Origin of the sequence: Virgibacillus sp. LDC1, assembly GCF_025792345.1 — a bacterium.
GTDB classification, from domain to species: Bacteria; Bacillota; Bacilli; order Paenibacillales; family Paenibacillaceae; genus Paenibacillus_AQ; species Paenibacillus_AQ lautus.
Window position 1 is genome coordinate 2,379,059 of the sequence record NZ_JAOXLZ010000001.1, and the last position, 12,335, is coordinate 2,391,393.

The 12,335-nt window shown below is 45.9% G+C and carries 14 protein-coding genes; 4 read left to right on the top strand and 10 right to left on the bottom strand.

The window, feature by feature from the left end:
* Window positions 1–182: 182 nt before the first annotated feature.
* The gene (locus OHJ21_RS10570; protein ID WP_486020021.1) at window positions 183–419 is read right to left on the bottom strand and encodes a hypothetical protein; all 237 of its coding nucleotides are present in this window, start codon (window positions 417–419) and stop codon (window positions 183–185) included.
* Window positions 420–439: 20 nt separating this feature from the next.
* Here OHJ21_RS10570 and OHJ21_RS10575 point away from each other — a divergent pair, with 20 nt between their 5' ends.
* Both OHJ21_RS10575 and OHJ21_RS10580 read left to right on the top strand, forming a co-directional pair.
* Window positions 440–1,513 carry a YncE family protein gene (locus OHJ21_RS10575; protein WP_326113332.1) on the top strand — a complete coding sequence of 358 codons (1,074 nt, stop codon included), beginning with the start codon at window positions 440–442 and terminating at the stop codon, window positions 1,511–1,513.
* A gap of 36 nt (window positions 1,514–1,549) precedes the next feature.
* On the top strand, window positions 1,550–1,720 hold the full coding sequence (locus tag OHJ21_RS10580; protein ID WP_165789656.1) for a hypothetical protein: 171 nt from the start codon (window positions 1,550–1,552) through the stop codon (window positions 1,718–1,720).
* Window positions 1,721–1,925: 205 nt separating this feature from the next.
* Here the strand turns inward: OHJ21_RS10580 and OHJ21_RS10585 are convergent, their stop codons facing one another.
* The 8 genes from OHJ21_RS10585 to OHJ21_RS10620 all read right to left on the bottom strand — a co-directional run bounded on the left by OHJ21_RS10585 (window position 1,926) and on the right by OHJ21_RS10620 (window position 8,706).
* On the bottom strand, window positions 1,926–4,136 hold the full coding sequence (locus tag OHJ21_RS10585) for a stalk domain-containing protein (protein WP_394055290.1): 2,211 nt from the start codon (window positions 4,134–4,136) through the stop codon (window positions 1,926–1,928).
* 183 nt (window positions 4,137–4,319) lie between these two features.
* Complete coding sequence (locus OHJ21_RS10590) at window positions 4,320–4,934, bottom strand: histidine phosphatase family protein (protein WP_486020022.1); 615 nt, start codon at window positions 4,932–4,934, stop codon at window positions 4,320–4,322.
* Between the two features lie 31 nt (window positions 4,935–4,965).
* Window positions 4,966–5,340: a VOC family protein gene (locus OHJ21_RS10595; RefSeq protein ID WP_486020023.1), complete on the bottom strand. Its 375-nt coding sequence runs from the start codon at window positions 5,338–5,340 to the stop codon at window positions 4,966–4,968.
* Window positions 5,341–5,617: 277 nt separating this feature from the next.
* Window positions 5,618–6,064, bottom strand: a complete 447-nt coding sequence (locus tag OHJ21_RS10600; protein ID WP_394055286.1) for a hypothetical protein — start codon at window positions 6,062–6,064, stop codon at window positions 5,618–5,620.
* 54 nt (window positions 6,065–6,118) lie between these two features.
* Window positions 6,119–6,628 (bottom strand): GNAT family N-acetyltransferase, encoded by a 510-nt coding sequence (locus OHJ21_RS10605; RefSeq protein ID WP_326113328.1) that lies wholly within the window; start codon window positions 6,626–6,628, stop codon window positions 6,119–6,121.
* Between the two features lie 81 nt (window positions 6,629–6,709).
* Window positions 6,710–7,246, bottom strand: coding sequence for a GrpB family protein (locus OHJ21_RS10610; protein ID WP_394055283.1), 537 nt, complete (start codon window positions 7,244–7,246; stop codon window positions 6,710–6,712).
* A gap of 50 nt (window positions 7,247–7,296) precedes the next feature.
* Window positions 7,297–8,169: a phosphotransferase family protein gene (locus tag OHJ21_RS10615; protein ID WP_394055282.1), complete on the bottom strand. Its 873-nt coding sequence runs from the start codon at window positions 8,167–8,169 to the stop codon at window positions 7,297–7,299.
* A 261-nt stretch (window positions 8,170–8,430) separates the two neighbouring features.
* A complete protein-coding gene (locus OHJ21_RS10620) occupies window positions 8,431–8,706 on the bottom strand; it encodes a CD3324 family protein (protein WP_394055280.1) in 276 nt (91 codons plus the stop codon).
* Window positions 8,707–9,085: 379 nt separating this feature from the next.
* Between OHJ21_RS10620 and OHJ21_RS10625 the strand changes: the two genes are divergently transcribed.
* Window positions 9,086–10,366, top strand: a complete 1,281-nt coding sequence (locus OHJ21_RS10625; protein WP_394055278.1) for an XRE family transcriptional regulator — start codon at window positions 9,086–9,088, stop codon at window positions 10,364–10,366.
* Window positions 10,367–10,615: 249 nt separating this feature from the next.
* Complete coding sequence (locus OHJ21_RS10630; protein WP_326113323.1) at window positions 10,616–11,029, top strand: hypothetical protein; 414 nt, start codon at window positions 10,616–10,618, stop codon at window positions 11,027–11,029.
* 40 nt (window positions 11,030–11,069) lie between these two features.
* Here the strand turns inward: OHJ21_RS10630 and OHJ21_RS10635 are convergent, their stop codons facing one another.
* Window positions 11,070–12,173, bottom strand: coding sequence for a threonine aldolase family protein (locus OHJ21_RS10635; protein ID WP_486020024.1), 1,104 nt, complete (start codon window positions 12,171–12,173; stop codon window positions 11,070–11,072).
* Window positions 12,174–12,335 lie beyond the last annotated feature (162 nt).

Below are 12,335 nucleotides of genomic sequence, written 5' to 3' on the forward strand. Positions count from 1 at the left end.
GCACAGGATACGTATGATATACCAATTCAAGGGGAGGTGTTCGCGGATGGGATGTCCACCTAGGAAGGCCAAACGCTGCCGGAAGAAAAAAATGATCCTCATACGTAAACCAAAAAAGAAAAAACGTCGATGTATTATTGTCAAAAAGAAAGTGATCCGGGTAAAATGTCCTCCACCTACGATCATAAACGGAACTGCAGGGACACAAGGCCCACAGGGTACTTCAGGATTAACAGAATCTCAGGGTATTCCAGGACCACCTGGACCACCTGGACCACCAGGACTGCAAGGAATCCCTGGTCCACAAGGCGCTCAGGGCGTACCAGGACCTCAAGGTCCACAGGGTCTTCAGGGTCTTCAGGGTCTTCAGGGTCTTCAGGGTCTTCAGGGCCCTCAAGGTCCTGCAGGTGAAAGCCCAACGGATCCCTGTTTTGAAGAATTGAGAGATACTTTACTGCAATTAGACAATCAATACATTTCGGTTTCGACTTCCGGCTTCGCCGATAGTATCGAGGGCCGGATTTTGCGAACCGGAGAAGGAACGGTTATTGTTACCGGTGTTTTCGGAACGCGAATCATTCCGGTATGCTCCATCAATTCCGTGGACCATGGACCCTTCGCTTACGCTATATTTGGTTTCAATGATGTCATCACCGTCATTAATACGGCTACAAATACCATTATGGGTTTCATCCCAGTCGGAGATAGTCCAAACGATATTGTGTTCACGCCCGACGGCACTCGTGCCTATGTTACCAATTTTAGCGATGATAGTGTACAGGTGATTGATACGGCCTCCAACACCATCATCGGTTTGCCGATTCCGGTTGGCGATGGTGCAGATCGGAATGCCATCACGCCGGATGGTTCGCGGGTATACGTCACGAATTTTATTGACAGCACCGTCTCCGTCATTGATACGGTCACAAATACGGTCATCGGAACGCCGATACCCGTAGGGGACGGTCCTACTGGAATCGCCATTACGCCAAACGGCCTGCGAGCCTATGTCGTTAACTCAACCGATGGAACCGTCTCCGTTATCGATACGGCTTCTAACATGGTGCTCGGCTTGCCAATACCGGTTGGCTTATTGCCTCAGGAGGTCGCCATTACGCCGGATAGTACGCGAGCGTACGTTACCAATTTTTCAAGCGCATCTGTCTCCGTCATCGATACCGCCTCCAACGTGGTCATTGCGACCATCCCGGTCGGAAATAACCCTACCGGAATCGCGATTATGCCTGACGGATCTCGAGCATATGTCACCAATGCCGGCTCAGATACCGTATCCATCATTCATATTGCAGCCAACACGGTTATTGCTCCCACAATCACGGTTGGAGATAGTCCGAACGGTATCGCAATTACTCCAGATGGTACAAGAGCGTATGTAACGAATACACTGAGTCCCAACATTTCAATCATTAACACATCATCCAACACGGTTACCTCATTGCCTTTAACCAATACGGGATATACAGGGATTGGCATAACACCTATAACGATTTAATGATTCAAAAGAATAATCGATGAGAGAAGGTGTTTTATGCGGAAAAATGATATCCGTGCTTGGATTCAAAAAGAATTGGATGAGCATCCGGACATCACAAGCATACAGCTTGCGGAGAAATATCGAATTCCACTGCATATCGTCCAAATGATGAAAGACAAATTATTAAAGGGTGTTGATCATACACCACGTAAAGAGCATGAATAATACCATATTCCGCTTCCCGTATGAGGCGATAGGTGAACCGACTCTCAACAGAGGAAGAAACAGTGCCCAGCAGAGGAACATGATTTAACGCAAACCATGCAATACCACCGCACTCTTTACTCCTGTTCATCTATCGACTAACAACAATAAAGGCTTCACTCCTCAAGCAGCTGCTCAAGTCGTGAAGCCTATATGCAATCAGGTCTTAATGAATTGCTTCAGGCATTTGTGTAAACAGCAGGTTGACTGGCAAATTGCTTCCTGGCGCAGCCGTCAGCATGATTTCAACCTTTTGTTCGTAATCGCCTGTACGATAGAGGACCGCTTGCTCGCCAGGAGCGACCTGTCCAAGGGAATAGATCGGTACAATTGTTCCATTTACCATAGCATATCCCGAGTACTTACCGCCCCGCGGGTTAAACGAGATCAGGGTATCCGGTGCTACGCGATCCAATGTTATTTTATACAGAACACCAAAGTTACCCGTATTGTGCGTAATGTCCCCAACCATAGGGTCCATCCCTTCCAAGTTAGGGTCATCCTGATTGTCTCCAAGTATGAGACGCTCGGATTCGGCACCCACCAGTTCGGAATAACGGATGATCCGCGTCGAATCCGGATAGGTTCCACGGTTATGAACACCATCGCGATTCAGGATCGGCAGTGTGCTCAGAACCTTCAACGGATCGGATTTCTCATCAATCATCACCACATCGAACTGAATCGGCAGGTCGCTGTACATATCCGAGTAAAGGGAAATGACATGTCCTTGCTTCATTCTAACATCGCTCAGTTCCGTCATGACCAGCTTTTGTTCACCTGGTGCAAGCGTTACTGAAGTTCGCTTCGAATCGTCCTGCATGGATTGGAAGTAGTTCAGCACAGACTTCTTGCCTGCTGCCGTTGCGATCGGCGACGGACCTGCAAATCCCAAGTAATCTTGTCTGAGCGTTACCGGGGTGCTGTTCTTGTTCGTTGCAATAACGTACATTTTCACATTTTTATTCAAATTGTTTACATGGTGAATCATAAAGCGCATATCGCCAACCGCCGTCTCTTGGTACACAATGCCTTCGCTGTTGACGGTTTCCGGACTGTTACTGCGAATCAAGGTGCTTGGCTCGTCGTAAAAATCATAGTTAATCTTCGGACGCGAAGTCACATTGCCGAGGAACGTGAATTTCTCACCTTCCGGGATAAAGAGCATATTGAAATCCTCTTCTTGATATAATGTCTCGTTTGTCACGTTAATCGTCGTCTCGTAGGTGGAGCTAAGTCCCTTCTTGTCGGTAGCCGTTAACTTGATCGTATAAACGCCCGGTGTGAAGAAAGCATATTGTTTATTCTCCCATTTGTACGTCAGATCCTCAGGCTTGTCCTGATCATCTGTACTTTGGTTCGTATAAGTAATCAACTCACCCATTTTATACTCGGACTTATCGGTCTCGAACATGGCAACAGGCGGAAGATTCGGCTGAATGACCGTAATCGTTTGGCTGTATGGCTCGCTCCACGCTCCTGTAGAATCCTGAACCGAGTAAGTGACTATGTATTGGCCTGGTGCATCGAAAATATCCTGTTTGCCTTCCCAGCGTTCGTCGATGATTTCACCTTGTACATTCTCCAGCTGCGGTGTATAGGTCACTGTAGTTTGTCCTGCATAAATCTCTTTAGGTCCCACCGTAAACTTGGCTACGGGCTTGGTTTCCAGATTCATGATGACGCGTTTACCCACATTATCCACTTTATATTGAATGTCGAGCGCTTGGGTTATAGCTGTCAGGGGAACCATGAAGGTACTCTTTGTCTGGTAGGAGGTGCCTTTCATCTCTTTCGTTACGCCATTCACGGTATACTTGCTGCTGTCTGTTTTGAAGCGAAGCTCATTGGTTCCTTTGGTAATGACGGTTTCTTTGGTCTTCTTATCGTAAGTGACCTTGAAGCCTACACGGTCCACAAGGGCACGAATGGGAACATAGGATACTCCCTTTTTGACTTGCATCGGTTGCGGTGCATTGTAGGTAACGCCGTCTTGTACCATTTTTGTACTATTAAAAAATAGAATAAGTTCTTTACCCGTCACGGTTTGCTGGTTATTCTGGTTGCCCTGCTCTTCCGTAGTTGTTGCCGGATCTTGCACTTCCCCGGTTTCCTCAACCGGTACTTCGGTTGTTCCTGCTTCATTCGGCTCTTGAGACCCTTCTGTCTCTGTCTCTGTTGTATCGGTTGTCTCTTGAGCAGCGTCTGTACCCCCGGATGTTACTGCTTTGGTTGCCGCAGCGTTTTGCTCGTACACTTCTTGGGTGACTGACTGTTGTGGTTTGTCTGCGGTATTTGCATCCGCGCTCGCCGGATAAGCTGCCGCTAATTGGGCAACAGCCAATACGGTTAGCAATGATCGTTTCTTCAGTTTCATTCCATAACTCCTTCTAATCCTTTTTTGATATTTTATTTAGGTCATACTATTAGACGCAAATTTTGGTAAAAAAGTTTCTCTGATCTGTTAATAATATTTACGATAATGTAGATCATTGTAAAGCCTATGAAAAGTCCCGCAACAGCACGATGGCTATAGCGGGATTTTAATGTGCATATTATTTCATAATAGATGCTCCTGCAAATTCGTAGCCGCGATTATCTTTTTCCCGCTACGATCATATCTCCATAGATGAACGCCTGTATCGCCTGTCGGGATATGAATATCCGTATGATAAGGAAGATTCAAGAAGCTTCGGAACAACATCGTGATCATTCCGCCATGGGAGACAATGCATACTCTTTTCAAGTCAGGCTCGCTATGGATTGTAGTAAACAGCTTGGATATGAATTGTTCGGCCCTTGCTCTGAAACGCACTTCAGACTCTCCGCCTTCGATCGAATCGTGCCGCTTTCTTCCTCCATCAGGCAAGGGATATTTAAGTAAAGCCTCTTCTCTTAGCATACCGGCTATGACCCCATTATTTTGCTCCATTAAATCATCATCGTAGGTAACGGGGACTTTTGTTGTTTCAGCTATGGCTGCCGCGGTCTGCTTGGCCCGGTTTAACGTACAGGAGAAAATGGCATCCAAAGTATATTCACGATGAATCCACTCTGCCAGGAGCCGTGCCTGTTGCTGGCCAAGACCCGTCAGTGCATAGTCAGCCCGTCCTTCACACCGATTCAAAATATCCGCTTCCGATTGTCCATGCCTGACGACCAGAATTTCAACCATGTCTCATCCCCCTCCTTTTCGCGCCTAGTTTCTATAGCTTATTACCAACTGCGATCCAGCGTCCGTCCACATCCTCAAACACAAACTCATGATTGTTATAATCCGTCGTCGATAAGGCTTTAACAATATTCACGTCCAAATCCATAAGCGCTTGCTGGATCTCCCGTTGTCCATAAGTAATAAAATAAGCATCGTACCCATATCCGTAACGGATTCGATTGGGAACAACCTCAATCTCCGTCTTCGTTAATACAATCTCAATAGAGTCCTTGTAGAGGCACACATGCGGTTCTGCTGCATCAAAATAGTTCACAGCACGGAACCCGATTCGCTCATAAAACTCGCTGGTCTTCTCGAAGTTAGACGTCGGGAAAATTTGCAAGCAATGGGAAAACCCTTTATTCATCGTTCATTCTCCTGTTCGAGCTTATTTATGCTTATCCACATTGCCCATCTTTACTTACTCCTCTAGACCGTGAATCTATTGTTTATTCTTTAATTCACGGATATCTTTGATCATGAGATCGAGTCTCTCAATGATTCTCTCGTCATGATGCAACTTCTTTTTAAGTCTGACCTCAATTACAAGGAGTTCAATAATAAGCACCACGATAAGGATGCCGATGATCATAGCCCGCTCCTTTCTGAACCTGATACATTCACCTGATATTTATTCATTAAACTCATGTCACTTGATCCTCCTCCATCCCCTCAGTAATCGGGGTAGTTCCAAACAGATGAAGGATAGCCAGATAGAATGGGTACAGTGCCAAAACTGCGATGGCAATGAGCCCTGTTACAGGATTCGGTTTGTCTGCCGGATCGATGATCGGAAACCATGCAGCCACAATATAGGTCAGAATCATGAAATAGGGGATCCACAAAAGAAGCGAAAAGAAAGACGTTTTACGGCCACCCAACCAATGCCTGATCAGCTTTGGAAATCCGTAACCCGATAGAAGCAGGCCAACTAAGGAGAAGACCATAATCACAACATTCACGTGATCCAGCCCCCACCCTGTTACTCGACTGAGTCGGTAAACGTTAGCCATGAGTTCAATCCCGGCAAAAGGGAACAGTGCATACAAAAAACTCGATATATTTAATCGAATGAAAAAGCTCATGCTCATGCTCACGCTCCTGAAACTTATATAACTGAAGCCGATTATTTGCAGTACGCTATATTAAACCAGCTCTTTAATCAGATACAGATTCAGATCGTCATCCGCACATACCATGTCACCGGGCACCACAGGTTCATTGCTGTACATAATCCCGTTGCCATCGGGAATATAACCGCGACGGACATATATTCTTTGAGCTGCACCATAGTCTTTGTACAATCCAACCCCGATACCGATACGCGCCATTTTTTTGCGAACGATGTTCTCGAATTCTTCCATGATGCAGTTCGCTATGCCGTTTCTCCGGTACTCCGGGAACACATTCAGATCATTGATTTCCGGAATGTTCTGATCTCGAAAATACGGATAACTCGATTCGTATTTCAAGTGGGAAACCCCGGCCAGCTCCTCATGAACAAATGCCAACAAAGTGACACGCTTGCCAATTTGGTTCTCATATTCGCACAAATCATAGTACTCATCCGGTCGCTTTATATTTTGCTGTTGAAACGCTTCCTTCCAGATGCTTTTAAGCTCCGTGTTATCTAACACCTTTAATGTAACGTTCATTGGTTTACCTCGCTGTTATGTATTTTGTTGGTAGGATTCAGCTCATGATATAAGTTGTTATGCTGGATTTCTTTCAGCATTTTAGCGTGCACCTTGCTTCAATACCTGCTGGATAAAATCAGATTTGCCTTCCGTATAGGCTTTCCGATCATTTCGAAAAGTTATGGCTAAGTCTTTCTTTAATGAGGCGTATTCTTTGACCAGCTCCGGGTTATTGATGAGAGCATCCCGAAAAGTAATGTGCCTGAACAGTTCTTTGCTGTCCCGATGGCAGACATATAAATGCTGGGTCATTCTCAATGTAAGCTTCTCGCTGTGTGGGGCATACTCATCTTTCCTTTCAAAAGCTTCTCTGCCCTCGACCCCTAAATCCCCCTGATGGTTATAGCCAAGCGTTTCTAATTTCGCAATGACCGCCGGAAGCGATTTCATGGATTCGATCACAACGTCAATATCCAATATTGGCTTTGCGGCAAGCCCTGGTATGGAGGTGCTTCCCACATGCTCGATACTCAGCGCATCAGCACCAAGGGTCTGTGCCAATATGGATTGAATCACCTGAAACATTTTCGGCCATTCGGGATTATATTCCTCGATGATGACGGGTTTAGGTGTCATTTATGGGATACCTCCAGTACTTGTATCATGTATAACCCCATGATTATGTTTCATCTAAAATCTCGTATGCCTGCCTCAAACGCCTCAGCATCTTGATGAATGACCCCATGCAGCGCCTCTTGCAAGGCAAATGTGCTTCTATAAAAATGTACGCGCTCCGCGATTTGCTCTCCATTCGGATACATGGCGATACACTTATCGAAGAACGCTTGACCATACCCCGACAGAATTCCCGCAAGATCATAAGCCGGGTCTCCGATCCCTGAGCCTCCAAAATCAATGATGCCTGTAATTCGACCTTTCTCCGGGCTCCATAAGATGTTGGACGAGCCAAAGTCACCATGAATGCAGCTTGGACGAATGTCATGATTCGCAGGGTTGTTCAAAAATCCGGTGAAGTTGCTTGAGATTTCCACCTGTGCATCGGGTCTGATGTAACCAAACAATAGGTTTTGAATTTGAGTGTACAATCCGGACATTTCTTCGTGGACATTTACAATCTGTTTATCGCCAGCGATCCATTCATTGATCTCCACAGCATGAAGTTGAATGAGAAATTCGATCATCTGTTCTGCCAGCCTATCCTCGATGTCCGAATTCCGGTGTGAAAGCAAATCTTCTGTCCATAACGGTTGACCCTCGATTAAAGGATAACCCATGAACATTTTGCCCACTTGCATATCGCCAAATGAAACATACATCGGATTCGGTATAGGCAGCGTCAACTTGGTCTTGATCCCATTCAATATTTGGGTTTCTCTGATCAACGCTTGGAAACTTTCCGCGTACTTAGGAAATCTGAAGACCAGCGTCTGATTCACAATCAACACATCGTTGTTCTGGCCTATGTTGTTCATCTCAACGTCTTGAATATCCAGGTGCGGATAAACTTCTTGTATGCGCCGGGTATATGACGGGTTCATGCATAACTCCTTCTACTTGCAATGTCGTTAACCTCTATTTTAATGCTTTTCCTTAACATGGTAAATCATGACGGAGCAAATTGGCTGCATTACAATGACCCAAGGCACACTGTTCCCATTTCCGTCGGGTCCAGTTCGTTCTAAATTTCTGATAGGTTATTCTCCTAAATTGAAAGGGCTAGGACAAGTGTCCTAGCCGCTCTTTCCTGATGATAATCGAATGCCATATAACCGTTTCACGAAAATGATATCCGATCTCACCTAATCTTTCAGTCGTTCTGCCCGAATAATTCTACGGATCGATTGCTCCGTTAAATAATATCGTTCTGACAATGCACGGATGGAGTCGCCATGCAAAAAACTTTTGAAAATGCTGCGATTCCGAATATCCAGATCCTTCTTAACCCCGGTTTGTTCACCCCAGGACTTCCGGTTCTCCGACTTTCTCGGAATATAAATATAACTTCCATCAATATATTGTTGAATGGTTTTGACTACGTGTTCAGGTAAAATATCTAGTGCTTTCTCGTATTTCATTCTCCCTGCTCCTATCTACATAGAATCGTGTAAATAGTGAGCAAAGCCGACACATGAAATAATGCAGTTCTAATTAATGTTGAAGAAGGCTCCGAACAAATAGTCTGCCCGATATTTCCGTGCGGCTTTGCCCGGAGCCTGATTTAACGACTTGAACGGTTGTGGTTCTAATGTGAGCCATCATGATTTTCACCTCGCCGAATTGGATGATTCAAAATTTACTCGCTTCTACTTTCTATTCTAACAAATTCCTTGCTTACCCGCACTCACCGCTCACAAGTGACTAGGTCCTTGCTCCTCTTTTAACCATCAGTCCGGATAGGTCGCGCCCGGCATGGTATACTTTTCCCAAAATCCAGTTATTAAGGAGCTTGTTCCCGTGTTAAAAGAACGAATTGATTTCTTGTGCAAGAAAAAAGGAATATCCCGCAAAGAGCTAGTTGAGGGATTCGTGACAACCACCCATTTTGCGAACATCCTTGCCGATCGTTATCCATTGGCCGAGGACCTTGCCGGGCATCTGGCACAGCGTTTGCAAGTGACCCCCTCCTATTTAATCCATACGGCTAATTCCGATAAGGATACACTCGAGACAGCGGAACGCATCTTTGAAGAATTATCCCAATCGGTCTCTCACGTTACAGAGGAGCGCATACACGATCTTCCCGATCGACATGACTGTCTGACGGTAGAACTTACAACTGCCTTGATGAAGGCGGTCTATTATCAACAAGTGAACGATGCGGTATCCCATGATTATCTGCACCAGAATTACCTCAATTTTTATCTGGAGAAATACGGCCGTCCTGACGACGCTGGGCTCCCGCTCCCCGCGAAAAAAGCGATGCTGTTCTATAAAATCCAGTTCTATCGCTCCAAGAACCGCTATCATGAGGCTTTAAGCCAAGTGAACCGGTTAAGCGAATATGTGCAGGACGGCACCGATTTATGGCTGACCACCCAAAACTTCAAGATGGAGGCCTGTATATTTTTGAAGCAATATGACCAGGCCAAGCAGGTGTTTGAAGGTACGATGAGACGGGTTTATGAAGACCGATTGTTTCACCGCTTATCCGATCTGTACATCGCGTACAGCGGCTATTGTTATTCCATGGGATTGTATCAGGAAGCGCTGGTTACCCTCTCCATGGCGGAAGCCCATTTGGTCTATGCGGTAAACCAGGGGAACATGGTGTCAACCATCTTGAACAATCGGATCATCATGCTGACGATGCAGGGAGATCATGAAAAAGCCGAAGAAGAAATCCACCGTTTTGAAGGACTTCTCGCGCGGGAAGCCGTAGAGGTACGTCAGCAATTCCGCCCGGTTCTATTGATTTACCGGTGTGAATTGGCATTGGCTCAAAAGCAGTGGGGGCTTGTAACCCAGTATATTCAAGAGCTGAAAGCGATAGAGCTGACAACGGATCAAGAAATGTCGGCAGCCTACTACCAATGCCAGCTGGCCTTGGCTCACGGTCATCATGATGAATTTATGGGGTATGCCCTTTCTTGTTTACCGTACTACGAGTCCAATCAGCTTACATTGCGACTCGAATCCTTATATGAAGCATTGGCCGTGGTATCAGAGGAAGCAAGGAAATACAAAGAGTCAACGTCTTACTACAAAAAGCTGGTCTACCTGCTTCGAAGTAAATAACTCATGCGCCAAAATGGTTACAAAAGCATGCTTTACAAGCAAAACTTTTGCCGTTCCCTTCATTTTATTCGCTGTGTGACAGGATAAAGAGTGCGCAAACCATTTCATTCGGCAAAAGTTTTTGAAGGAGTATCGTATTAATTTACTCCTAACGCCGAAAGTTTTGTATCCTTGCCAAACCATTGTCTCCTTTAGACCCCACGGGTAACATGGAATAATAAATAATTTAACTAGCGAGGTGCTGAGCTTATGGGATGGTTTGGAAAAAAGAAAAGTCCGCAGGATGCTTTGGAGAAAGCAGATAAAATGATGAACAAGGGTTTAACGGGCATGATGATGAAAGGTTTTGTACCGAAGGAGCATCGCAATGCCATCAACCAAAGTTTAGAGCAGGCGAAGCAAGCGCAGCTGGCAGCGACCGGAGCGCTGGCCATAACGTCCACCGCTAAAGTACGAACCGTACGGGATACCGGGAAGCTGATCAATTTCGACCCGGTTGTCATCCTTGAATTGGATGTAACGGAGAACGATGGAAGCCAATATACCAAAACGCTGGAGACCCTTGTATCGAAGCTGCAAATTCCCAGAGCTGGTGATATCATTGGTCTTGCCCAGCATCCGGCCAATTCGTCCGAGCTTGTCTATATGGGACCGATTGGATGAATATAGGCAAATGAAAAAGGACCTGATTCAGGTCCTTTTGTCATGTGCTCGCAGCTTCCTGCAATTTCTCATTCAACAATTGAAAAGCTTCTTGAATGCTTTCTCTCGGCGTCTTGCCGTACCGTTCCCCAATGTGAACTTCCGTATAACATTGACTTTCCCCTGCTTCGTTTAGATAACTGATCAATCCGACGCCCGTCGCGCGGAAAACCTCGATCAGAATGGGCTCAAGCTGTTCTTTGTCCCATTCAAAATGGACATGAAACATATTCGATACGGGCACGGCAGGCTTCGTATTCACGCCCTCGCACGAATTAAACAAAGCTGCAAGCTCTTTAGCCTCCTCGTAATATCGGCCTATATTACCTATTCTTTCCGTGTAATAATAACTTGAACTAATGATATACGGGTAAAGACTGACCAGATCCCCGCCATGCCTCCTTTTCCATACTTTGGACTTCGCCACAAAATCGGTGCCGCCAGCCAGAATGGCGCCGGCAATCCCGCCTATACCTTTATAGAAGGACACATATACGCTGTCAAAAAGAGCACAGATTTCTGCCGCCGTTTTTTGATAATACGGGGTGATCTCGAACAATCTTGCCCCGTCCAGATGCAGCTTAATGCCTTGAGAACGACAATACGCCGATATGGCCTCCAACTCTTCGTAATCGGGCAGCTGACCTCCGATTTCACGCTGCGGCAACTCCAGCAGTAAACAAGCAATGTCATGATCCAGGCTCTGCACGTCTTCAAGCGTGATCAAACGCTCTTTATCGGCAAGAAGAATCGGTTCGATATGATGCAGCTCCTTAAGCCCGTCCTCTTCGTGGATCTCCAGATGACAGAGGGGATGATAGGCCACTCGTTTCAGCCCAGCATCATCGCACCAGATCCGCAAAGCAATCTGCTGCGCCATGGTTCCGCTTGGAAAAAAGACAGCCGATTCCTTGCCCAGTACGTCTGCCATGCGCGCCTGAAATTCCTCAATGATAGCGCCTTTGCCGTATGTATCCCCCATCTGCGACCCATCCACATCCCGAAATGCCTCCAGCAGCACCTCAAGATTCCTGCGGCTATGTCCAATCAATGGATAGGCTGTTTCGCCATAAGCTTCACTAATCGATTTACGTTGTTCTCCCATGTCGCATACCACTCCTTCTCTACAACCGATATTAGTTCCAAGATCATCACTCGGAGATCTAATTATCTCGCTAATCAAGCATACTAGATAAATGAACAAGTGGAAAATGATTTTCACATTCGCAGACTCTCCGGAAAAACTTGACAAAAACAAACGGAGGGA